The 23,859-nt window shown below is 67.5% G+C and carries 17 protein-coding genes and 6 pseudogenes; 21 read left to right on the plus strand and 2 right to left on the minus strand.

Annotated features, from left to right (window positions below; all coding sequences use genetic code 11):
- From ACFYWX_RS43595 to ACFYWX_RS43635, 9 genes and pseudogenes are all read left to right on the plus strand, one after another.
- Positions 1 to 216, plus strand: a pseudogene (locus ACFYWX_RS43595) (diaminopropionate ammonia-lyase); the annotation flags it as partial.
- Positions 217 to 377: 161 nt separating this feature from the next.
- Entirely contained in the window at positions 378 to 2,051 is a 1,674-nt protein-coding gene (locus tag ACFYWX_RS43600) for an ArgE/DapE family deacylase (protein ID WP_389430906.1), read from the plus strand.
- Between the two features lie 11 nt (positions 2,052 to 2,062).
- Positions 2,063 to 2,608 carry a TetR/AcrR family transcriptional regulator gene (locus ACFYWX_RS43605; protein ID WP_389430907.1) on the plus strand — a complete coding sequence of 182 codons (546 nt, stop codon included), beginning with the start codon at positions 2,063 to 2,065 and terminating at the stop codon, positions 2,606 to 2,608.
- 637 nt (positions 2,609 to 3,245) lie between these two features.
- Positions 3,246 to 3,509, plus strand: a pseudogene (locus ACFYWX_RS43610) (transposase); the annotation flags it as partial.
- A gap of 704 nt (positions 3,510 to 4,213) precedes the next feature.
- Positions 4,214 to 4,681, plus strand: coding sequence for a helix-turn-helix domain-containing protein (locus ACFYWX_RS43615; protein WP_334453448.1), 468 nt, complete (start codon positions 4,214 to 4,216; stop codon positions 4,679 to 4,681).
- A gap of 35 nt (positions 4,682 to 4,716) precedes the next feature.
- Positions 4,717 to 4,863: pseudogene (locus ACFYWX_RS43620) on the plus strand (IS630 family transposase); the annotation flags it as partial.
- A 578-nt stretch (positions 4,864 to 5,441) separates the two neighbouring features.
- Positions 5,442 to 6,266, plus strand: coding sequence for an enoyl-CoA hydratase/isomerase family protein (locus ACFYWX_RS43625; protein WP_389430908.1), 825 nt, complete (start codon positions 5,442 to 5,444; stop codon positions 6,264 to 6,266).
- 319 nt (positions 6,267 to 6,585) lie between these two features.
- Entirely contained in the window at positions 6,586 to 7,629 is a 1,044-nt protein-coding gene (locus tag ACFYWX_RS43630) for an alpha/beta hydrolase (protein WP_389430909.1), read from the plus strand.
- A 122-nt stretch (positions 7,630 to 7,751) separates the two neighbouring features.
- Positions 7,752 to 7,967 (plus strand): annotated as a pseudogene (locus tag ACFYWX_RS43635) (IS1380 family transposase); the annotation flags it as partial.
- A 569-nt stretch (positions 7,968 to 8,536) separates the two neighbouring features.
- On the opposite strand, the gene ACFYWX_RS43640 reads toward ACFYWX_RS43635, so the two are convergent.
- The gene (locus ACFYWX_RS43640; protein ID WP_334453454.1) at positions 8,537 to 9,217 is read right to left on the minus strand and encodes a PAS domain-containing protein; all 681 of its coding nucleotides are present in this window, start codon (positions 9,215 to 9,217) and stop codon (positions 8,537 to 8,539) included.
- A gap of 303 nt (positions 9,218 to 9,520) precedes the next feature.
- On the opposite strand from ACFYWX_RS43640, the gene ACFYWX_RS43645 reads away from it, so the two are divergent.
- The 11 genes and pseudogenes from ACFYWX_RS43645 to ACFYWX_RS43695 all read left to right on the plus strand — a co-directional run.
- A complete protein-coding gene (locus tag ACFYWX_RS43645; protein WP_389430911.1) occupies positions 9,521 to 10,483 on the plus strand; it encodes an ABC transporter permease in 963 nt (320 codons plus the stop codon).
- The gene (locus tag ACFYWX_RS43650; protein ID WP_389430912.1) at positions 10,483 to 11,364 is read left to right on the plus strand and encodes an ABC transporter permease; all 882 of its coding nucleotides are present in this window, start codon (positions 10,483 to 10,485) and stop codon (positions 11,362 to 11,364) included. Before ACFYWX_RS43645 ends, ACFYWX_RS43650 begins: the two co-directional genes overlap by 1 nt.
- Positions 11,361 to 13,223, plus strand: a complete 1,863-nt coding sequence (locus ACFYWX_RS43655; protein WP_389430913.1) for a dipeptide ABC transporter ATP-binding protein — start codon at positions 11,361 to 11,363, stop codon at positions 13,221 to 13,223. The genes ACFYWX_RS43650 and ACFYWX_RS43655 overlap by 4 nt, the downstream gene beginning before the upstream one ends.
- 80 nt (positions 13,224 to 13,303) lie before the next feature.
- Positions 13,304 to 14,947 carry an ABC transporter substrate-binding protein gene (locus ACFYWX_RS43660; protein WP_389430915.1) on the plus strand — a complete coding sequence of 548 codons (1,644 nt, stop codon included), beginning with the start codon at positions 13,304 to 13,306 and terminating at the stop codon, positions 14,945 to 14,947.
- A gap of 16 nt (positions 14,948 to 14,963) precedes the next feature.
- Positions 14,964 to 16,049, plus strand: coding sequence for an aminotransferase class V-fold PLP-dependent enzyme (locus tag ACFYWX_RS43665; RefSeq protein WP_389430917.1), 1,086 nt, complete (start codon positions 14,964 to 14,966; stop codon positions 16,047 to 16,049).
- Positions 16,050 to 16,070: 21 nt separating this feature from the next.
- A complete protein-coding gene (locus tag ACFYWX_RS43670; protein ID WP_266692932.1) occupies positions 16,071 to 16,460 on the plus strand; it encodes a RidA family protein in 390 nt (129 codons plus the stop codon).
- Positions 16,457 to 18,430 (plus strand): amidohydrolase family protein, encoded by a 1,974-nt coding sequence (locus ACFYWX_RS43675; RefSeq protein WP_389430919.1) that lies wholly within the window; start codon positions 16,457 to 16,459, stop codon positions 18,428 to 18,430. The genes ACFYWX_RS43670 and ACFYWX_RS43675 overlap by 4 nt, the downstream gene beginning before the upstream one ends.
- Positions 18,427 to 19,728, plus strand: a complete 1,302-nt coding sequence (locus tag ACFYWX_RS43680) for an amidohydrolase (RefSeq protein ID WP_389430920.1) — start codon at positions 18,427 to 18,429, stop codon at positions 19,726 to 19,728. Before ACFYWX_RS43675 ends, ACFYWX_RS43680 begins: the two co-directional genes overlap by 4 nt.
- 75 nt (positions 19,729 to 19,803) lie before the next feature.
- A complete protein-coding gene (locus tag ACFYWX_RS43685) occupies positions 19,804 to 21,414 on the plus strand; it encodes a hypothetical protein (protein WP_389430921.1) in 1,611 nt (536 codons plus the stop codon).
- Between the two features lie 312 nt (positions 21,415 to 21,726).
- Positions 21,727 to 21,858: pseudogene (locus tag ACFYWX_RS43690) on the plus strand (ABC transporter permease); the annotation flags it as partial.
- 293 nt (positions 21,859 to 22,151) lie between these two features.
- Positions 22,152 to 22,397, plus strand: a pseudogene (locus tag ACFYWX_RS43695) (LexA family protein); the annotation flags it as partial.
- 315 nt (positions 22,398 to 22,712) lie between these two features.
- Here the strand turns inward: ACFYWX_RS43695 and ACFYWX_RS43700 are convergent.
- Positions 22,713 to 22,850, minus strand: coding sequence for a DUF6207 family protein (locus tag ACFYWX_RS43700; protein ID WP_389430923.1), 138 nt, complete (start codon positions 22,848 to 22,850; stop codon positions 22,713 to 22,715).
- 62 nt (positions 22,851 to 22,912) lie between these two features.
- Here ACFYWX_RS43700 and ACFYWX_RS43705 point away from each other — a divergent pair.
- Positions 22,913 to 23,784 (plus strand): IS5 family transposase gene (locus ACFYWX_RS43705; protein WP_389430973.1). Its coding sequence is split into 2 segments (ribosomal slippage): positions 22,913 to 23,575 and positions 23,578 to 23,784, totalling 870 coding nucleotides; the frame shifts between segments, so codons are not numbered across the junction.
- Positions 23,785 to 23,859: the final 75 nt, after the last annotated feature.

Below are 23,859 nucleotides of genomic sequence, written 5' to 3' on the forward strand. Positions count from 1 at the left end.
GTCTCGGACGCCGACAGTGCCCGCGCGGCCGGTGATCTGGCCGCTGCCGGTGTCTCTTCTGGTCCTTGCGGGGCCGCGGCGCTCGCCGGTCTGCGGGCGGCGCTCACCGGCGTGGGAGCCGAGGAACGCCGTACGGCTCTGGGGCTGGGTCCGACCTCGGTGGTCGTGCTGCTGAGCACCGAGGGCACGGCCGCAAACCCGCACTCCAGCCACTGAACATGGGACACCGGGAAGACCCTGGTGTTGAGACACCGTTCCCTCATGGCCCCAAGTAGCACCGCCCCGGCTGCGGACCCACTTCGTGGCCGCCAACGTCGAGATCGGTGTGGTCACCGACGTGCAGGGCATGTCCTGGCGGGAGATCACCATCCACGGCCGTGCCACCCACGCCGGCACCCCCCACCCACCTGCGCGCCGACGCCGGCCTCACAGCCACGCAGATCATCGTCCGCCTGCGTGCCCTGGTCGATTCCGGTGACTACGGCGACCTGCGCGCCACTGTCGGCCACTGGATCGTCCACCCGGACCTCACCGACATCATCTCGGCCCGCGCCGAGCCGACCGTCGATCTCCGCAACCCCGACGACGACCGGATGGCCCGCGCTGAGGAGGCCCTGACCGCGTTCCGGAACGAACTGGAGGGGAGTCAGCCGGGCCTGTCACTGACCACCGGGCGGAAGGCCAGGACGGCCTACGTTCCCTTTGACGAGGATCGCCGCGCTCTGCCCCACCGCCATGATCTTCGTACGAGGCGAGTACGACGGCATCAGCCACAACCCGCGAGTACTCCACCCTCCTACGCCTGGCAGACCAGCACTAACCCATCACGCCCCGAACACCGCCACTTCCCAAGTGCCGTACTCCGAAAGGCCCCCATGCTTCCCGAGACTCCCGTCACCCCTGGATCCCTTGACTCCGATCCCGCCCGTCTGCTGGCCCGGCTGATCTCCATCGACTCCGTCAACCCCGACCTCGTACCCGGCGGGGCCGGTGAGAGCGTCATCGCAGACTTCTGCGGCGCATGGCTGGCCGCTCGCGGCTTCGAAATTCACCGCCTCGAAAAGCGGCCCGGCCGGCCCTCGCTCGTCGCGATCGCCCGCGGCACCGGCGGCGGCCAGTCCCTCATGCTCAACGGCCACCTCGACACCGTCAGCCTCACCGACTACGACGGCGACCCGCTCGACCCACAGATCCGCGACGGCAGGATGTACGGCCGCGGCACCTTCGACATGAAAGCCGGCATCGCCGCCATGATGGTCGCCGCCGCCCGCACCACCGCCCACGGCCCCCTGCGCGGCGACGTCATCCTCGCCTGCGTCGCCGACGAGGAGTACAGCAGCTCGGGCACCGAGGAGGTGCTGGAGGCCTTCACGGCCGACGCGGCGATCGTCACCGAGCCGAGCCACCTCGATGTCACCCTCGCCCACAAGGGCTTCGCCTGGTTCGACGTGGACATCGAAGGCCGTGCCGCGCACGGTTCACGCCCCGACCTCGGCGTCGACGCCATCGCCAAAACCGGACACCTCCTCCTCGCCCTGGAGAACCTGGGCGCCCGCCTCGCTCAGGGCCCCGCACATCCCCTCCTGGGCACCGGCACCGTGCACGCCTCCGTCATCCACGGCGGCGAGGAACCCTCCACCTACCCGGCGCACTGCCGCACCACCCTGGAACGCCGCACCGTCCCCGGTGAGGACGCCGACAGCGTCGAGCGCGAACTGGCCGCCATGCTCGACCACCTCACCGCCACGGTCCCCGACTTCCGCTACCGGCTGACCCGCGGCCTGCACCGCGAACCCTTCGAAGCCGACCCCGACGCCGCGATCGTCCGCACCCTCACCCGCCACGCCGAGCAGGCCCTCGGCCACCCACCCGTGGTGCGCGCCGAGCCCTACTGGACCGACTGCGCCCTCCTGGACCGCGCCGGCATCCCCTGCCTGCTCTTCGGGGTCGACGGGGAAGGCGCCCACGCGGCAACCGAGTACGTCGACCTCGCCTCGCTGGACCGCCTCACCGACATCCTCACCGCCACCATCGCCGACTTCTGTTCCTGACCTGGACTCGGATGCTGAACGGAGAATCGATCTTCGGGAGGGCCGGCCACCGGTTCAAGCAGGACGGGATAGACGGCTCCGGCATCTCCACGCTGACGTCGGACGCCGGACTCACCAACGGAGCCATCTACGCCCACTTCGACTCCAAGGACGACCTCGTCGCCAACGTCGTCGCCGACCAGTTGCGCACGCAGATGAAGAAGTGCGGCACGCTGCGGCCCGGTCGCGAGGGACTCGAGGACTTCCTTCGCGAATATCTGTCGCCCGAGCACCAGGACAACCCCGGCGACGGATGCCCGTCCGCTGCCCTGCTCGACGAGGTCGGCCGCTGCGGCGGCGGGACCAAGGACGCCTACACCGACGGCGCCAGGGCCATCGTGGAAGAGCTCGCCGTCCGACTGGCACCCGAGGATCCGCAATCCGCCCGCGGTAAGGCCATCGGGCTCTTCACCATGGCGGTGGGAACCTTGCAGTTGTCCCGCGCTCTCTCCGACCGGAAGCTCTCCGACGAGGTCCTTGAGAAGGGAATCGAGAACGCCCTCACCCTCATGCGCTGAGGGGAACGATCAATCCCCGGCCGGGTGACCGCCTGTCCCTGCCGCGCCCTGCGTGATGACGCGCGGCCGACCGCGGCTCGCGCCGGGACTGACCGGATCGCGAGCGTGGCCGCAGGTCGAACCCCGGCTTGGAGCGGGAAACACAGCCGCCCCCACCGGGCAGCACGGCTCTGAACCGACGCCCTCGGCCCCGGCGCCGACTGCACTGGGCGCCTACGGCCGTTCGAGGAGCTCGAGAGCCGTCGGCACGAACTGCTCGTAAAACGGGAAGGTGCCGCCGTGGCCGCGTCGGGGTAGATCACCAGCCCGGCGTTCGGCAGCCGCAGGGCCATGACGATCGACTTCTTCGTCGGGACCATCCTGTCGTCGTCACCGTTGGCGACGAGCACGGGCTGCTGGATGACGGAGAGATCCTGCGGTCGTGCCAGCCCCTCGGTTCTTGCTGTCGAAGTCGGTGGCCCCCTGTTCGCAACAGCAGGAAAGTCGGACCCGCGGCGTTTCGCGTGAAACCGGTTCATTAGCTACTTGCCCCTGAAGAAGTCGGGGCTTGCGCTGGGGTGACCTGCGCGGAGTGCTGGTGCGGGTCGCCTGCGGCCGTCACAGTGGGGGTGGGTCTTGGCGGCCGGGGGTGGTGGCGATGTTGCGTGTGTCTGGGCCACAGGGCGCATGGTGGGAGGTGCTGCCGGAGCAAGCGCGGCAACTGCCCGCCGGGCTGGCCGAGATCGACGCGTACTTGGACGACGAGCGGTTCGTCGCCCCGTGGCGGGCGGTGTTCGCCGAGCAGCTGGGGCGGCCGTCGGTCCCGGTCGAGACGCTGTTGCGGCTGCTGTACCTCAAGCACCGCTACCAGCTTGGATACGAGACGCTGTGCCGTGAGGTGGCGGACTCGCTGTCGGTGAGGTCCTCGGCAGCCCACCTGCGGCGCTCGATCTCGGTGGGATCGGGCACTCCGGTGTGCTGCACGTAGGACGGGTGGTAGGCCAGGGCCTTGGCTGCGTAGCCTCCTCGGAGCCGTCCAGGCCATCGGCGCCGACCGGCTGCTGTTCGCCGTCGACTCCCTTCGTCGATTTCGTTTCCGTCATCGTCGAACCCGACGTGCAACCGGTCGTTCGGTGCCCTCGACCTGGCGCAGGATGCTCGGTCTGTCCGAGCTCCGTGGCACTGATTCCGACCGCCGCCTCCCCCCGCCGGAAGTAGCACAGGTGGCAATCGGGAGCAGGCGGCCTTCGCCGGAGCGGCAGCCTGAGGGCTGGTCGGCCGCTGTTCCCGCAGCGCCGTCCATGTCCGGCGTCCGCTGCGGATGCCCCCGGCTGCGCCTCCCTGACCGGTCACTGGCTCGCCGGTCGTACCGGCAGTCCGACTCGCCGCCACACGCGCCAGACCGGCAGCCGCGCCGTGCAATCGGCCTGGCCTGCGAGGGGACGCACGGTTGTTTCTTCCTACCTGCGACCTGCTCCCGCCCCGCAGGCATACGCGCCTTCTGGCTGCTGATAGTAAACTCAGCTATACGGTCAGGTTGCGGGGTGTACGTGGCCACCGGAGCGAGTACCCGGCGTCGATGTGGAGGTGAGTTCCGTGCCGTCAGGAAGGCACGTGTCCGGCCCTATGGATGACGAGCCGGCCTGCTCCATGGAGCGGAGCCTGCAAATACTCGGCGAGCGGTGGACCCTGCTGGTGCTGCGTGAGGTCCTCTACGGCAGGCACCGGTTCGCTGAAATTCAGTCATCTCTCGGCATCGCGTCGAACCTGCTCAGTGACCGGCTCAAGGTTCTCGTCGACGCCGGAGTACTGCGGACACTGGCCTACCAGGAGGCCGGCAGCAGGCCCCGGCAGAGCTACCACCTGACGCCGGCCGGGCTCGAACTGCAGCCCGTCTTGGGTGCGCTGCAGCAGTGGGGCGACCGTCACCGTCCGCGGCCCGCAGGTCCCTCCGCTTGCCAGCGGACCCGCTCCACGGGTCGGGCCGTCCATGTGGGGTTCCTCGATGAGGATGGCCGCGAGGTCCCCATGGAGGACGTGTCACTGATGGCAGCACCTGAGCCTCAGAGCTCAACCCTCGGCCAGTCCGGCTGAACACAGTCCCCGCCAGCCGCCCCGAGCGTCCCCCCGCCCTATCACCGCACCCACGGCGTCAGGTACTTCCACGGCTGCTACTCGATCGGCGACGACACCTCGCCGCCCAGAGGAAGGAGCGCGCTCGCATCCGCAGCGAGAAAGGCATCCGCTGGGGCGGACGATCAGCCCTCATCGCGTGATCAGATCGAGCCTTCGCTCGCAGCGCCGCCCCGTGGCAGGTCCGAATCCTGCGTCGCCAGACTGACCCCCGCCCGTCGTCTCAAGGCGCGCTGCAACTCTCGCACCTGGTCCTCAGTGCGCGCCTGACCTCACACAGCCTGCTCCAACGCGCGCTCCGACTGTTCGAGGAAACGCTGGCGCCTTGCGGCTTCCTCCCGAATACCAGCACTCCAGTCATTGCTGGGACCGCTGAATCTGGCGAAGTCGGCTAGCCCACTCCGCTCCCGATAGACCGACAGCTGAAGACCCACGAGAGCATCCGGCACCTGCATCCCAACATCGTGGCAGTGAGGCACGCCAGCAGACATGCCCTGCCACCTGACCGGCCGGTGAACCTAAGCGGTCACAGCACTAGCCGGGATCCGGCGGCTTGCGGCGCCGTCCGCGCAGCCGGACGACGGACGTGTGACGTGCCTGCTCAGCACCGCTGCGGTGACACTCCGGCGCCCCCTGACTCGCCGCTTCTCTCGAAAGTGGGGGCACGGTCACATCCAGTCTGGATTGCATTTTTAAAGTCAGACCCTCTAGGGTCACCCCCATGAGCAATTCCTCGCAGTTTCATGTACATGCGGTGTCGCCGTCCTACTGGAAGGTGACCTTCGAGAACGGCCCGATCAACCTCATCGATCTGGACACCGTCGAGCAGCTTGGCGATCTGGTGACCCGTATGGAGCAGGACCCCGATCTGACCGTCGTGGTGTTCCAGAGCGCCAACCCCGACTTCTTCATGGCGCACTTCGACCTCCGGTCCGACATGCAGCGCTTTTACACCACGGCGCCGGGTCCCACCGGACTCCTCCCCTACTCGGACAGCCTTCTGCGCCTCAGCAAGGTCCCGGCTGTCACGATCTCGGCCATCAAGGGCCGTGCCCGAGGAGCGGGAAGTGAGTTCGTCCTGAACACGGACATCCGCTTCGCCGGTAGCAACGCCATCCTGGGGCAGCCCGAGGTGGGCTTCGGCGCCGTACCCGGCGGCAACCCGATGGGGCGACTGGCCGAGCTGGTGGGCCGGGGCCGCGCGATGGAGATCGTGGTGGGAGGAGACGACTTCCCGGCCCAGCTCGCCGCCGAATACGGCTACGTCAACCGCGTTCTTCCCGAGGGCGAGCTGGACGACTTCGTCGACACTTTCGCCCGCCGCATCGCCGGCTTCGACAAGGCCGCGGTCTCGGGCACGAAGGAGTTCGTCGACGCGGCCACCGCAATCCCGGCGGGGGACTTCGCAGCCGCTCTGGCCGCCATCAGGCGCACGGGGGGGCGTCCGGAGAACGCGGATCACGTGCGCAGCCTCTTCGAACGCGGCTTGCAGCAGCCTGACGGAATCGAACTCGATCTCGGCAAGCACGTCGCCGAAAGGTTGTGAGCCTCTCGGGCGTTTGTGCCGTCGCCTGCTCCATGTGGGCATGCGTGGACGGACGCCCGCGAAGCGCAACGCAGCCCGGACCCCGGCGCCGCGTTCGAACGGCCGCCGCTGCCTGGCCGTGCTCATCCAGAAGCCATCGACAGCGGTGCGCTGGGTGTCGAGATCACCTTTCCGGCACCCAGCGCTGCCTGTTGACATGTCGGGCGATCCATGGCTGCTAATGCTTCAAATTTGAATCATGATGTCCTTCGGGCGTCACGCCCACCTCAGGGTGCACGCCGCGGCGTGCACCTCGGCCCAAACGACAAGGCCCTCTCCCATGTTCTCGATCCATCCCCGACACTCCGCGGTCCGCTTCGGCGTGATCGGAGTGTCCGCCGCGTCGCTCGTCGCCGCCATCGCGGTCTCCACCGGGGGCGCATCCGCTGCCACCGGCGGTGACCCGGGCTTCACCCGCCACACGATCACCCAGAAGGTCTCACTCACCGGCAGCGGACCGGCTGACCAGACACTGAGCGCCGTGCAGTACGAACCGACGGGAGTGCGCGTCAAGGGCATTCAGGTGATGGTCCCGGGCGTCACCTACGACCACCGGTACTTCGATCTCAAGACAAGCCGCGGCTGGGTCTCACAGGCGCGCGAAGCGGCCAAGGACGGCTGGATCTCCGTCGCCGTCGATCGCCTTGGAACCGGCGCCTCCAGCAGCCCGGCCGCGGACCAGCTGAACGGCGCGACCCACTCCGCCACCATCCATCAACTGATCACCAAGCTGAAGGCCGCCCATAAGGGGCTGCCGGTCGCCTTGGTCGGCCACTCCATGGGAAGCGCGGTGGCCATCAGGGAGGCCGCGACCTACAAGGACGTCGACGCCGTGGTCGTCACCGGATTCATGCACCATTCCGGCTCCGGCCAGCTGGTGTTCAACGCCATGATGCACCCCGCAGCCGAGGACGCAGCCTTCAAGGGCCGCACGATACCGGATGGCTCCCTCACCAGCAGGGACGGCATGCGCCACCAGTTCTACTGGCCGTTCAATGCCGACCTGAGCACCGTCAAGGGCGACGACGCGGTCAAGCAGATCACCACCCAGGGAGAGTTCACCGCCTTCGGGGACGAGCTGATCAACGACACGTTCGGCAAGAACGTCAATGTCCCGGTTCTGTCGCTCGTGGGCGAGCACGACGGACTGTTCTTCGACCCCGCCGACCTGGAGAAGGCCCTCGCCGCGGAGCCGGCCTCCTACGGGTCCAGTCCTGACGTCGACGTGAAATCCGTTCTCAATGCCGGCCACGACCTGGCTCTCCAGCGCAACGCCGACAGCGCCACGGACATCATCAACAAGTGGCTCTCCGACAAGCTCTAGTCTCGCGCTTTCCTGAAGCGTGCTGTCCGACAGGCGATGAGGTAACCAGAAAGTGCCTCTGACCAGCGAGAATGAGGATTGCCGAGGTCCTTGTTCCCGCCCCCGTCGGAGGCCCTTTCCAGGTGAAGCGGCCTGTCGGGTCGTATCACCATGCTCCTCTCCGGGATGACGGCCAGGCCGTGGTCTCGCACGCCGGTTCGGTCCTGATGGTCGAAACGGTCCGCAAGGCCGGCCTTGACCAGGCCATATCCGCAGCACTCGCCCCCGGGTCGAAACCACGGGCCGTCCACGACCCGGGCAAGGTACTCGTGGATCTTGGAAGCGGCGTCCGATCAGGGTCGTGATCCGCGACAGCGGCCAGGTCCGGTCCGGCCAGCCGTGCGCCGCAGTCCCTCCAGCAGTTCCTGCTCCAGTACGGCGAAGTGCGCCTCGCTCAGCTTGGGCCTGGACGCTGGCCCCTTCGACGTCAGGACATGTCCGCCCCCCTGTTCCCAGGCCTGGCGCCATCGCTGCACCGACCTCACGCCCAGACGTAAGTCCTTGGCGGTCGTGGCATTGCCGTGCCAAGGGGCGAACAGCGTGGCCGCCTTCAGGCGCACGGGGGGGGCGTCCGGAGAACGCGGATCACGTGCGCAGCCTCTTCGAACGCGGCTTGCACCAGCCCCAGGGAATCGAGTGATCACTACACAGCGCTACCACCGATTACGGGCCAGATCCACATGTCTGATAGCGCCTCATGGCGCCCAGTACCTCGTGGTGTGGTGGCTGGGACGGGTGCGTTGACTGCGAGGAGGGAGATCGGCGCGGACAGGACGAGGAGCCGACCGCCCTCCAATAGGCCGTGGGGCCCGAGCACCAGTGCGGCGTTGGAGTTGGCCTTGCCGTGTGCGTGGGAGAGCTGGTCAGATCATCCCGCGTCGGCCTGCGGTTCCTGATCGCTGGCCAGTTCGTTCAGATAGTTGTAGATCGTGTACCTGCTGACGTCGAGTCGCTGGGCGATCACGTCGACTGCTTCCCGGATCGCAAAGAATCCGCGCTGTTCGAGGTCGCGTACGACCGCCACTTTGTGCGCCTTCTTCATGAGGTGGGGCGGCACCCCGACGTCGCTGATGGCAGCCCTGATCAGGCCGTCCGCCAATTCGTCGACGGTGGAGGGGAAGGACTCGACCGGCGACGCGTCGCGCATCGCGGGCAAGGGCTCACCAAATGCCGTGAGCGACTGCAGGACCTCTTTGGCCCGCTCCAGATCGTTCACGTCCGAGTTGAGGCACAGGCAGGCGACAGGTTTTCCGCCCTGGCTGCGGAAGAACATGCTAGAGGACTTGAGGACGAGTCCTTCCGCGGTCTCCGTGCGGTAGTTGACCATGTCCTGCGGGTCTTCGGTCCGGAACGTGCGCAAGCCGAGGTCGGTGGGAGGCCCTCCGATGTCCCGGCCGGTGACGGAGCCGGCGATAGCGGCGATCGTGTTGGGCATCCGGGTCAGGTCATGGAGGACGACCTCGGTGCGCGGGCCCAGGGCTGCCGCAAGCAGCGGCACGATCGGGCCGACGATCTCGACGACTCGGGAGGCATGAGCGCGCTGGCTCAAGGTGAACTTCAGCTCCCCGTCAGGTGTCGCACTGCTAGGAGCTGACCGCCGAGGTTGACGCGTGTTGGCTGCCATTCCACAGAGTGTGGCAGTCCGCCTGTGGGCTGGTCAACGCTGAGGGTCCCGGAAAAACTTGGTAGCCAGGGGCTTCCGTTGGCGAAATCTTCGTGCGACATTGCGCTGGTGACATCAACATCGCGTCGATGACATCAACTCGACGTTGAGATTCGCGGAGACGTTCTGAGCCGCTCGAGATGAGGTGCCCCTGATGACCCTTTCATGCTTCGTGGGAGGTGATGTGCTGTGATCGCGGTCTTCGTGCTGAAGAGGATCGGAGCCGGTGTCGTCCTGCTGCTCGTGCTGAGCTTTCTGGTATTCAGCCTGCTCTCGCTGAGCCCGGGAACGCCGCTGCAGGCACTGCTGGGCACGCGCACGGCTTCTCCCGAGCTCATTGATTCCCTGAACGTCCGCTACCACCTGAACGACCCGTTCATTGTCCAGTACGGCCGCTGGCTCGGGGATGTCGTCAGACTGGATCTGGGTTCGTCGATCTCCGTGCAGAGCGGTACGGCGGTAGGGGACATTCTGGGGGAGCGGCTGGTCCTGACCGTCGAGCTGGCACTGTACGCGCTGCTGCTGGTGCTGGCCGTAGGTCTGCCGCTGGGGATGGCTGCCGGCATCCGGCGCGGGCGGCGTCTGGACCGGGCGGTGTCGCTGGGAGCCACGATGGCCATCAGCGCGCCGGCGTTCGTGATGGCCATCGTGCTGCTCTACATCTTCGGTGTCGCATTGAAGTGGTTCCCCGTTTACGGCACCGGCACGGGCTTCACTGAGCGCGTAAGCCACCTGACGCTGCCCGCGGTCACGCTCGCTACCGTGCTCTCCGCCGTCCTGATCCGTCAGACGCGGGCCGCGATGATGAACGTGATGAGCCAGGACTACGTGGCGTTCGCCCGGCTGCGTGGGCTCAGCCCGCGCCGGATCCTGGTGCGTTACGCGCTGCGCAACGCGTCTCTACCCGTGATCACCAGTCTCGGCCTGATCCTTGTGTCACTGCTCTCGTCCACCCTTTTCATCGAGCAGGTGTTCTCGCTTCCGGGAGTCGGGACCCTGCTGCTGCAGGCGGTGACGAACACGGATGTGCCGGTGGTGCAGGGGACCGTACTGATCCTGGGTGCTGCCGTGATCCTGATCAATCTGGCCGTCGATCTGCTCTCCCTCGTGTTTGACCCGCGCGTGCGCCTTGTGGCGAAGGAGGGTGCGTGATGTCCGAACTGACCGTGACGCCGCCCCAGAGCGAGGCGGACCCGGCCGCGCCGGCCGGGAGCAGACGCCTGAGGCCGCCGGTGCTGGTGTGGATATCCGGTGCTGTCGCTGCAGCCATCCTGGTGCTTGTCACCGTCGGGGTGTGGATCGCTCCCTATGATCCGATGCACCAGGATCTGATGAACACCGCCGCGGGACCGGGCAACGGGCACCTGCTGGGCACCGACTCACTGGGCCGCGATGTGCTCGCCCTGCTGATGTCCGGAGCGCACAACGCGGTCATCGGGCCGCTCATCATTGCACTCGGCGCCGTCCTGTTCGGGACGACGCTCGGCATGATGGCAGGCTGGTACGGCGGGCTGCTGGACACGCTGCTGTGCCGGTGGGCTGACCTGATGTACGCACTGCCCGGTCTGCTGGTCGTCGTGGTCGTGGTCGGCGTCATCGACGGCGGCTACTGGCTGGCCGTATTCGTCCTGCTGGTGCTGTCGTTGCCCACCGCGTTCCGTATGACCCGCAGCGTGGCGGCGGCCCAGGCGCGCCTTCCGTACGTCGAGGCGGCCCGCACCCTCGGGTTGCCCGCTGGCCGGATCATCTTCCGTCACATTCTTCCCAACATCATGCCCACGGTGCTGGCCACGTTCCTGCTGGACTTCGTCGGCGCCCTGATCGGCCTGTCCGGCCTGTCCTTCCTCGGGCTCGGAGCACCGGCCGGGACCCCGGACTGGGGCTCGCTGCTCCAGGACGGCCAGAGCATGCTCACCGTCAACCCGTGGGTGTCCCTTGCGCCCGGCCTGTTGCTCGTCCTCACCGCGACCAGCATCACCCTCCTTGGAGACTGGATGTACGACCGCTTCACCGAAGAGGGAGCACACCGGTGAGCCCCGCCGCAGCGACGGACGGCCCGCTGCTGTCGGTCCGTGACCTGGAGGTGCGCACCGCCGCCGGACGCACGCTGATCCACAAAGCGAGCTTCGACCTGAAGGCCGGTGAGGTGCTCGGCATCGTCGGCGAGTCCGGAAGCGGCAAGACGCTGACCGCACGCGCCCTGGTCCAGGCCCTGCCCGAGGGCGTGGTCGCGGACGGGGACATCGACTTCGACGGCACCAAGATCCTCCAGAGCAGTGCTCGTGACCTGCGGCCGCTGCGCGGGTCCCGCTTCGCCATGGTTTTGCAGGACCCGTTCACCGCGCTCAACCCACTTCAGACTGTCCGCGAGCACATCCGGGAATCGCTCGATCCGAAGTTCCGCGCGGGCCGCGTCGCGGCCCGCGCCGAGGTCGAACGGCGCCTGGCGGAGGTCGGCCTCGCCAAGGAGGTCGCCGACCGCTACCCCTTCCAGCTCTCCGGAGGCATGCGGCAACGCGTGGTCATCGCGGCCGCGCTGGCTCGAGACCCCCAGCTGCTGATCGCGGACGAACCAACCACAGCACTGGACGCCAGCACGCAGGCCCAAGTTCTCGACCTGTTGCGCACGCTGCAGCGGGAGCGGGGCATGGGCCTGATCTTGATCACCCACGACCTGCGGGTGGCGTTCTCGGTCAGCGACAGCATCATGGTCATGTACTCCGGGACGGTACTGGAGCACGCTCCGGCGTCCTCCATGTCCACCGCTCCTCGCCACCCCTACTCGCTGGGCCTGCTGCTCGCGGAACCCTCCGTGACGCACTACCAGGACACCCTCAGCTTCATTCCCGGCCAGGTCCCGGCGGCGGACACCGTAACAAGCCGGTGCGCCTTTGCCGACCGGTGCCAGTGGAGCACGCCGTCGTGCACCGACAAGGCACCACCGCTGGCGGATATCACGCGAGTTGAAGATGCCGCGCGGCACACATCGGCCTGCGTTCGGATCGCGGAGATCGGCGCACAGATGGACGACGCCATGCGGTCCCACTCGGCGAGACCGGGAATCGCGCCCACCCCGACGACCGGCGCGCCGCTGCTGCAAGTCACCGACTTGGGCAAGACATACCGCAGCAACTCGCTGCTCGGGCGGCGCACGCAGACCACAGTGCTGAAGGGCGTGTCATTCACCCTCGCCCGAGGCGAGTCCCTGGGCCTGCTGGGGGAAACCGGTTCCGGTAAGACGACCACAGCCCGCTGCATCCTGGGCCTGACCGCGGCGACAACTGGGTCGATCGAACTCGACGGCGTCGACATCACCGACTACCGACGCCTGAGGGGCGAGCAGCGGGCACAGGTCCGCGGCAAGGTCCAGGTCGTCTTCCAGGACCCCTACGCCTCCCTCAACCCCTCGCTGACCATCGGCGCAGCACTGAGCGAGGCACTCTCTGCGGGCGCCGGCAACGAGCGCGCTCCCTCGTCCCTGGAAGAACTGCTGGGCCTGGTAGGCCTGAGCAGCAGCTACGCCGTCCGCAAGCCGAGCGCGCTGTCCGGCGGCGAACGTCAGCGGGTGGCCATCGCGCGTTCCTTGGCGGTCGGACCCGAGCTGCTGATCTGCGACGAACCGGTGGCCGCTCTCGACGTATCGGTACAGGCACAGGTGTTGGAGCTGCTGCGGGACATCCGCTCCCGCTTCAAGACCAGCATGCTCTTCATCACCCACGACCTGTCGGTCGCACGCCAGATGACCGACCGAACGCTCGTCCTTCGAGGCGGTGAGGTCGTGGAAGCCGGCCCCACCGCGCAGCTGCTGGACGCCCCCGAGCACGCCTACACGCAGAGTCTGGTGGCCGCGGTCTCCGGACACGCGCCGGTCACAGCTCGCTCCGACCGCTGAGCGACGGCCGCGACGCCGGCGCTCGGTGAGCGACATCCCGCACAGGAACAGTGCCCCCCGCGCCTTTGAGAGGAACCCTCATGACAACTGACCGGGCTCGCCCGACTTTCAGCAGGAGAAGTGCCATCGCCACGGTTGCGCTGTTGGCGCTGTCCGCTACGGCATGTGCCGGTGCCGGAACCGACGGCGAGACGGGCAAGGCGAAGGTGACCGACAAGGACATCGCGTCGTTCACCGTCGCAATGCCCTCGCAGATGCCGGGATTCGACCGCGCCATCAGCGCCCAGCCCTATGTCACGGGATCCGTCATGTCCCTGGTGACAGAGCCGCTGGAGCGTGTCGGGGACGACGGGAACTACACCCCGGTCCTGGCCGAGAAGGTCACCCAACCGGACGCGGCGACCGTGGTGTACACCCTGCGCGAGGGAGTGAAGTTCTCCGACGGACAGGACCTGACCGCCGAGGACGTGGCCTGGAGTATCACGCACACGGCCGCGCCGCCCGCCCAGACCTCCGCGAGCGTGCGAGGCTTCAAGAGCGCCTCGGTCAGCGGCCCGCGGGAAGTGACCGTCAAGTTCTCCTACGGTGCGCCGGCCGCTCGGGAGACGATCGCCAACGCGACCCTGATCCAGGAGAAGGCGTTCGCCACCGCCCACAAGTCCAACCTTGGCACCACCAAGGCGATACCGGTGGGCACCGGCCCCTACCAGGTCCAGTCGACTTCCGCTTCAGGCGTCGTCTTGGAGCGCCGGAAGTCCTACTGGGGCACGAAGCCCAAGGTGCAGACACTCAACTTCAAGACGATCCCGGACGACAACAGCGCGCAGCTTGCCATGAGATCCGGCGAGGTGAACATGCGTCGACTGACCAATGTGAAGACCGCTGGCCAATGGCGTGGGATCGACGGCACCACTGTGGTCTCAGCGCCCTCGGGATCCCTCAACTTCCTGGCCATGGACGTCACCAAGGCTCCGTTCGACGACATTCACGTGCGGCAGGCGATCTCGCACTCCGTCGACGTGCCGGGTGTGATCAAGGCGGCCTGGGGAGGGGAGGCCAGCGCCCTGCAGGGGCTCCTGCCTCTGTCCAGCCTTTCCGACGTGGCCGGCGGCCAGAAGACCGCGCAGAGCTACCTCGACTCCCTGCCCGACCACAACTTCGACCTGGAGAAGGCCAAGGCCGAACTCGCCAAGTCCGCACACCCGGACGGGTTCAGCACCACCGTGCAGTACGTCAATGAGGTGCCCTACACCAAAGTCCTCGCACTGTCCCTCCAAGAGAACCTGAAGCAGCTCGGTATCGACGTCAAGGTCAAGGCGACCACCTTGAACGCCTGGTCGGCGCAGTTCTACCAGCACAAGCTGACCGGTCTGACCCTCGGTTTCGGGTTCACTGCCGACACACATGATCCCTCCAACCCGCTCGGAGCCATGGTCGGCAAGGAGAACATCGGTCCGCAGAAGGCCAACCTGGCCAACTTCACCACACCGCAGGTCGAGAAGGCGCTCCCGGTGCTGAGTGCGGCCGGTGCCGACGCCGCCCGGTGGAAAGCGACGACGACCATCCTGTCGCAGATCGCAGAGCAGGCAGCCTACGTCCCGCTGGCCTCCGAGGACGTGCTGGTGGCCTTCGGCAAGGGCTACGTATCCGTCACGGGCAAAGCCACCACTGCAGACATCGGCAACGGTGCCTGGCTGCTCAACATCCGAGCCACCCAGCAGTAACTGGAACAGGACGACCATGCCCTTCGCCACCTCACGCACGGTCCCATGGCCGGATGCCTTCCCCGGACGCGGCCGCGCCGCCTACCTGGACACCGCATCCATCGGACTGGTACCCACCCAGGCCGGTGCCGCCGCTGCGCGCTGCTACGAGGCCCTCGGTGCGGGCGTGAGGGGCATGGCCCGTACCCGTGCCGCTGTGGAACGCACCCGGACTCTGCTGGCAGAGGAGTTCGGGTGCACTGCGCAGGACATCGTTTTCGCCTCTTCCACCGGCGAGGCTGTCAATGCTGTTGCCCGTGCCATCTCGTGGCAGCAGGGCGATGAGGTCCTCACCCTGGACGACGAGTTCCCCACCGTCTCGCAGCCCTGGAGCAAACTACCCGGCGTCCGCCTCGTCACCGTCCCGGCGGGACCTGACGACGACCGCACCAGCGCCCTGATGAGGGCCATCGGCCCGCATACCAGGCTGGTCGCGGTCTCCCACGTCAGTTCCCACACCGGAACAGCCGTCGACCTGGCCGCGCTCGGAGCGGCGTGCACATCGGCAGGTGCTCTGCTGCTGTGCGACGGAGGCCAGGCGGCTGGGGTCCTGCCCGTCGTCTCCGCCCAGGCGGACTTCTACGTGGCCACCGGCTACAAGTGGATGCTCGCAGGGTTCGGCATCGCCTTCCTGATCATCAAGGCGCCGGTGAGGGACACTCTGGAACCGACGCTGCTGGGCCATGCCAACATCCCCCCCTCGCGCAACCTGGCCGTCGGCACCCCGAATCTGGCCGGCATACACGCACTCGGAGCCGCAGCAGAGCTGCGCCGCACGGTAGGACACCAGGCCATCACCGAACGGGCGACCGCCCTGGCGGCACGCATCCGCGACGAAGCCCAGGCCCTCGGGTTCCGGCCGGTCGGCCACTCCGGTCACGTCAGCCAGATCGTCAGCTTGGTCCCCCCGGGGCTGCCGGCCGAGTCCTGGGTCACCCGCCTGGAAGGCACGGACGTGATCGTCGCGGAACGCGGCGGCAATCTACGCATCTCTCCGCACTTCTACACCCCGGACAGCGACGTGGATGCGCTGCTTCTCGCTCTGTCCCACCCGCACGCCTGACACCCCCACGAAAGGAACGCCATGACCAAGAGAGTCATCCAGAACGGCTCATCGATCGGCCCCTACTCGCAGGCCGTCGTCGTCGGCGATACCTGCTACGTCGCCGGGACGGGAGGATTCCTCCCCGGCACGAGCCAGCTCGCGGAGGGCGGCACGGAAGCCGAGATCCACCAGACAATGAAGAACCTCCAGGGTGTGATCGACGAGGCCGGATACCAGATGTCCGACATCGTCACCGTCACCGCCTTCCTCCGCGACATCGACGACTGGCCACTGTTCAACACCATCTACTCCGACTACTTCTCTCCCGAGGCCGCGCCTGCCCGAGCCGTGGTCGGCGTCGCCGACCTGCCTGCAGGCGCGAATGTCGAGATCACCTGCGTCGCTCACCGGCAGGATGCCGTCCGTTGAACGCCGCACCTGGCTCCGACCACTACGCCTACTTCTCCGCAGGCGTGCGGTGCGGAGACCTCACCGTCACCGCCGCCACGGCCGACCGGCTCATAGTCGACTTCGCCGTGTCCAACAACGGACGCGGCGCCCGCCTTCACGAGGAGATCAACCTCGACGACCGTGCACTGCCCATCGCATGGAGCGTGGAGGGAACCTCACTGATGGGGGCGGCCGTGCACGAGCGGCTCAGCGCCGAAGGAACCACCCAGACCTGGTCGAGCCAAGCCGAAGAGGGCAGCCACACCGGTAATCGGCGCCTCTACCTGGCCGCCGACACCAGCCCCTACGCACATTGGATCACCCTTCAGGCTGCACTGACCGCCGGCGGCAGCGTCGATGCCTTGCCCTCCGGGCAGATCACGGTCGAGCTGCTGGACCAGACAACCCTGGACGGCGATCGCAACCCCGTGGACATCTATGTTCTCCGCGGAGTCGGCCTCACGCCCGACTACGTCCTGGCCGACCACGAGGGACGCTTCGTCGCGTGGCTCGGCAGCGGACAAACGCTTCTGAGAGAGGACCACAGCGACCGGCAGCGCGAACTGGACGCCCTCGAAACGCACCTGACCGACTTGCACCTCGAACAAGTCCAGAGCCGGATTCTGCACCGCTACTCCGCGCCGGTCCGCATCCGCAACGTCCGCGTCTTCGACCCCCGCACCCTGACCCTCACCGCATCGCAGTCGGTGACCTTCCACCGCGGCCGCATCACCACGGTCGAGGCGGACGCCACCGCCCACGCTGTCGCCGGGGAGGTCGTCATCGACGGCGGCGGCGGAACCGTGCTCGCCGGCCTGCACGACATGCACGCCCACGTCCGCCCCATCGACGGCCTGTTCTACCTTGCCGCAGGCGTAACCACGGTGCGCGACATGGGCAACGCCAACGACACCCTGATGCGCCTGCTCGAGCGCTGGGACGACAGCGTCACCGCGGGCCCCGCCGTGGTCCCCTCCGGCTTCATCGAAGGGCGCAGCGAGCACTCCGCGCTCCTGGGCATAATTCCCGAAACCCTGCCCGAGGCCCTGGATGCGGTGCGCTGGTACGCCGCCCGCGGCTACCACCAGATCAAGATCTACAACTCGATGAACCCCGAGTGGGTGCCGGCGATGGCCGAGGAGGCACACCGCCTGGGCCTCCGCGTTGTCGGCCACATCCCGGCGTTCACCACGCCGGACCGCATGATCGAAGCCGGCTACGACGAAGTCACCCATGTCAACCAGTTGATGCTCGGCTGGATTCTCGACGACGGCGAGGACACCCGCACCCCGCTGCGTCTGACGGCCCTGGCCAGGGCCCGGGACCTGGACCTCGATTCCGAGGCAGTGCAGCAGACCATCAAGCGCATGCGGGACGGCGGCATTGGCCTGGACACCACCGCGGTCATCGTCGAACGCCTCATGCTCAGCAGGGCCCGCACGGTACTGCCCGCCGATACACCGTTCCTGTCCCACATGCCGGCCGGATACCAGCGCCGGCGCAAGCGCACCTATGTCCCCAGCCGCACGGAAGAAGACCTGCTCAGGTACGACGAGTCGTTCCCCAAGGTCCTGGAGGTCATCAAGCTCCTCCACGACAACGGCATCCCGCTGTGGCCCGGAACCGACGACTCCACCGGCTTCACCGTCCACCGCGAACTGGAACTCTACGTAGAGGCGGGCCTCTCCCCGGCGGAGGTCTTGCGCATCGCCACCCATGACTGCGCAGCCCACCTGGGCCTCGGGCACAACCACGGTGCCATCGAGCGCGGCAAAACCGCATCTCTCCTGCTGATCGACGGCGACCCCCTCACCGACATCTCCGCGATCCGCAACATCCGCATGGTGGTGAAGGCCGGAGACATCTACTTCCCCGAAGAGATCTACACCGAGCTGGGAATCACCCCGTTCAGCACGGCACCGGCGATCGATCAGGAGCCCACGCGATGACTTTTGCCTCTGCTCACAGCACCACGGACCTCCCGGACAGCCTCGGGGACCGGCTGGCCGGCCTGCAGCACCGTCTCGCCGACCTCTACCGCGACCTGCACGAGCACCCTGAGCTGTCTCTCCAGGAGCACCGCACAGCGCGTCAGGTCGCCGAGTTCCTGCGCCCGTTGGGCTTTGAGGTCACCGAGAACGTGGGCGGCACCGGCGTGGTCGGCCTGCTCCGCAACGGCGACGGCCCCGTGGTCATGGTGCGCTCCGACCTCGACGCCCTCCCGGTGCGCGAGGACACCGGCCTTACGTACGCCAGCACCGTCCGCGCAACGGGCGCTGATGGGCAGGAGGTGCCCGTGATGCACGCCTGCGGTCACGATATGCACATAGCCTGCCTGCTCGGAGCTGCCACCTTGCTCGCTGAATCGGCCGGCACCTGGTCGGGAACGCTGCTGGCAGTCTTCCAGCCGGCGGAGGAACTCGCACGCGGCGCTCAGGACATGGTCGACGACGGTCTCTTCGAACGCTTCCCGGTTCCTGACGTCGTCCTCGGCCAGCACGTCGCACCGCTGCCCGCCGGAACCATCGCCTACGGGTCGGGACCCATCATGGCGGCCACCGACACCGCCAACGTCGTCCTGCACGGCCGGGGCGGACACGGCTCACGCCCGGAAAGCACCATCGACCCGGTCCTGATGGCCGCACACGTGATCACCCGGCTGCAAGGAATCATCCCCCGGGAGATAGCGGCATCCGAAGCCGCCGTCCTCACCGTCGGACGGCTCCAGGCGGGAACCAAGGACAACATCATTCCCGACCGGGCCGAACTCGGCATCAACGTCCGCAGCTACACCGAGCAGACCCGCAGCTTGATCCGCAACGCCATCGAACGCGTCCTACACGCAGAGGCCGAAGCGAGCGCAGCACCAGAACCCCCCGAGATCGAGTGGAGTTGCGCCGCGCCGCCGACCGTCAACGACCCCGAGGCCACCGCTCGGACCGTCACCGCCCTCACCGCCCAGTTCGGCTCGCACAACGTGGTCGTGCAGCCGCCCGTCACCGCGAGCGAGGACGTCGGCGTGTTCGGACGGGAGTGCGGCGCCCCAACGGTCTTCTGGTTCCTGGGCGGCCTGGACCCCGACGAGTTCACAGCGGCCATGACGCAGGGCCGGCCGGAATTGCTGCCGACCAACCATTCCCCCTACTTCGCGCCGGTCATCGAGCCGACCCTGACGACAGGGGTTCAAGCACTGGTCGCGGCCGCCTTCGCCTGGCTGACACCGCAGAACCAGGCAGTCCGGCCCTGAACCCAAGGTCAGTGGTCCCTCCGGCCCGGCCGCTCACCGCTTGATTCCCGTCTTGCACCGAAAGGCACCCATTCCATGGCTTCACCCAGTATCGAGATCACCCTCGCACCGGAAGTGGCGGACGGCGCGGCCACCGGCATCCGTGTCAGCTTCGAACTGCGAGGCCTGGTCCTGACCGAAGAAGACACCCTCTGCCGTCTTCCGCAGATTCTCGTCGGCGTCGCCGGAGCAGCGGTCACCGACGACGGCGTCACCGCCACCGACGACGCGGGAACCATACCCCTGGGCCATGCAGTCGACGATCCCACACCCACCTGGACCTTCCGTCGCTGGAAGCCCCAGAGGACCACCCAGGGCACGGTCCGCGTGGAATACTTCGCACCCGTGCGCGTGGTCACCGCGGCAACCACCAACGGCCCCCTGTACGACCTGCGCGCCGAGGGGCCAGGCGTCAGCGCCGCCGGGGTGTCCTTCCTCGCCCTGCCGGACCGCGAAGAGGAGCTCACCGCCCAGGTCGCCTGGGACCTCTCCCATCTGCCCGCGGGCGCCCGCGGCGTCAGTAGCCACGGCGAAGGCACCGTCCACCGCACGGCCACCGCAGAACAGCTGACCTACACCTTCTTCATGGCAGGACCTGTGAGCTCCTACCCACAGGTCCCCGGAGACACCTTCGGCATGTACTGGCTGTCAGAAACCAAGTTCGACGCCAGCGAGGTGGGACGCCACGTGGAACTGCTGTACCAGCAGATGTGCGCGTTCTTCCGGGACCCGGATCCGGGCTACCGGGTATTCGTGCGCAAACACCCCTTCGTTGGCAACGGCGGCAGCGCGCTGCCCGGCTCCCGCGGGTTCATGTTCGGCTGGAGCGACGAGAAAACCCAGACGACGGCCGCACTGAAGCGACTGCTCGAGCACGAGACGGTCCACAATTGGACGTTGCTGGACGGCGATCCCGCCGAAGTCAGCTGGTACAACGAAGGCACTGCGGAGTACTACTCCCTCCTCCTCACCTTGCGGACCGGCGTCATCGACGAGGACACCTTCGTGTCCCTGCTCAATGAGAGGGCCAACGGCTACTACGGGAATCCGGTGCAGACCCTCAGCAGCGCGGAGGCTGCCCGGATCTACTGGACGGACTGGCGGGCTCAGCGTGTGCCCTACGGCCGCGGCCAGTTCTACCTGCTCGACGTCGACCACAAGATCCGACAAGCCAGTGAGGGCCGGCGAAGCCTGGACGACATCATCTGGGAACTTCTTGACCGCAAGCGGGCAGGACAGGAAACAGGCGTCGACGCCTGGGTCGAGCTGATCACCGCCGAACTCGGCCAGGACGGCCGCAAGGAGTACGAGGCGATGATGGCCGGCCAGTGGGTGTTGCCCTCCGCCGACTGTCTGAGCCCGCGCTTCACAGGCCGCGAGGAGCAGATCCGCCAGTTGGACGTCGGCTTCAACTACAGCAGTTTCAGGACGCAGACCGTCAGCGGCGTGGTGCAGGGAGGCAACGCGGACCGGGTCGGTATTCGTGACGGCGACCAGATCGTGCAGGCGCCAGCCCCCCACAGCCTGCCCTCGAAACCCGCCAAGGAGATCACCCTCACCCTCGCGCGGGACGGTCAGGAGTTTGAGGTCACCTACGAGCCCTTCGGCGACCTCGTGCCGGGCATGCTGTGGGAGAAGACTGGCTGACCCACTGCCCCGAAGTCAGCCGCGCCTTGCCTGCGCGATGAGGGGCCAGGCGGCATCTCATCACATGGGGAGATCGCCGTGTTCGGATCGACGGCACGATGCAGGTCATCGTCATGGAACCCGCTGACGTCGACGACCCAGCCTTCAGCCACGTCGTCGAGCGCTGGCGCTACGGCAACGATTCAGGTCTCGGTCCCTCGCCCCCGGACGGAACTTCTGGGCCATCGGCGCGGTCGGCGAGCGGCGCACGGCATGGCTGCTCCGCCCTCTGACATGGACGAGGCAGTACGCCGCTCTCCACAAGCGCGCGAGATGGCGATGCCCGAGGTAGTGATGGCCGCCTCCCTGCTCACCCTCTTCCTCAACATGGGCGCACAGTTGGGATTCTGGACGATCCTCATCGCCCACATCATGTTCTGCCTCGGCTTCGTCGTGACGGCGGTCGGCTGGCATCCGTCGCACCGGATCCCGAGGCCTGCCGCCGGGAGTGGGAGCGCAACCGCCTGGGGGTCGCCCTGCTTCCGGCGGGCCGCCCCCTTTTTTTCCTGGCCCGTTCCTGGTCGGCGGCGGCTTCCTCAAGGGGGTCCATGACGCCACCGACACAGTAGGTCTCCACGGCTGGACCGATCCACGCCCCAGGGCACGCGAACCCACGTCAGGCCGTGCGTGATCGGGTGCAGTCTGCCACCAGTTCCCGACCTGAGCCCTTCAAGATTCGGCGAACCCGTCGGTTTCCCGTGTCCGGCGACAGCATGATCGATGCAGCGATCTGCGACGGCGACATCGTCACCGTGAAACGGCAGGACAGCGCCGACCATGGTGACATCGTCGCCGCGCTCCTGGACGACGAAGCCACGGTGAAGGTGTTGCGGCGGCAGGACGGGCGGGTGTGGCTCATGCCGCGCAATCCGTCGTACGACCCGATCCCCGGTGACGAGGCGCGGATCCTCGGCAAGGTCGTCGGCGTCCTACGCCTTCTCTGAACAGCCCCGTCCGGCCTGCAATAGCACCGAATAGGGTACGGACGGACCGACAGCCCTGGCCGATGCGCATCCAGCCCGGCCGGGACGAAGAGTTCGACCAGTTGCACACCGACTACGTTGCCGTCTGGAATGGATACCACGCGTGCGCGGACGCCGTCTCGCTCTGCTGTGGGCTCGCGCCTAAGAACGCTCCGCTCGGCCGAAGCCGCCTCTCGTGCGGAGACTTCACCCACGGACCACGCACGCCGGGGACGGGTGTGGCAGCGTGGACGCAGGCGGGTCCGCGACTCCCCCCGTGGTGGCGGACCCGCCTGTCTACGTGACCGCTGGCGCCGGCTCCGGCGGCGAGGCCTCCTCGAGGACCTGCCGCAGACCGGTGTACATCCGCAGCCGAACACCGGGCTGGCCGGCATCCCGGGTGGTGCGCTCGACATGTGAAGACGATGCGGGCATACGCCTAGGCCGTGTTTTAGGTTCGGATTCCTGTGCGCGTCCTGCACTGTGATGATCAAGATGTGGGGCGAGGGGATCTTTCTGATGAGCAGTGGTCGGTGCTGGAGTCGTTGCTGCCTGCGGTGGGCATAAGTCGCAGGTGGCCTGGCTGTCGGCGGCTGGTGGACGGTGTGCGGTGGCGGGTTCGGACCGGAGTTCCAAGGCGGGACCTGCCGTTCGAGTACGGACCGTGGCAGACGGTGTATGGACTGTTCCGGAGATGGCAGCGTCGGGGTGTGTGGGCCCGGCTGTTGACGTTGTTGCAGGCGAGGGCTGATGCGGCCGGGCTGATCTTCTGGGAGGTCAATGTCGACTCCACCATCTGCCGGGCACACCAGCATGCTGCCGGTGCCCGCCGGCGCGGTGCTGTGCAGAAGGAACCGCCGGGCGGAGTGAGCGCCAAACCTGAAGACCATGGACTGGACAGGTCGCGAGGCGGGTTCACCACGAAGGTTCATCTGGCGTGTGAGCAGGGACAGAAGCCGTTGTCGCTGCTGATCACCGCCGGGCAGCGCGGTGACAGTCCGCAGTTCGAGCCGGTCCTGAACGCGATCGGGGTGCCCCGGCCTGGTGTCGGCCGGCCGAGAAGCCGCCCGCTGCGGGTGCGAGGCGATAAGGCGTACTCTTCACGCGCGAATCGCGCCTACCTGCGCAGACGTGGCATCAGGTGCACGATTCCTGAGCCGGGGTCGATCAGGTCCGCAACCGCAGGCGCCGCGGACGTGGCGGTGGCCGTCCGCCCTTCTTCGACCGCGAGGACGACAAGGCCCGGCATGCGGTCGAATGCGGGATCAGCCGTCTCAAGCAGCACCGGGCCGTGGCAACCCGGTTCGACAAACTTGCGGTTCGGTTCGAGGCGACGGTTCAGGTCGCGGCGATTCATCAGTGGCTGTGAACCCTCAGTCTGCCGTCGTGCGGATGCCCCGGCAGGAAAGGACGGCCCTGCGGTCATTACGGAGGAAGGGCGCGT

The organism is Streptomyces sp. NPDC002888, assembly GCF_042888465.1.
GTDB lineage: Bacteria > Actinomycetota > Actinomycetes > Streptomycetales > Streptomycetaceae > Streptomyces.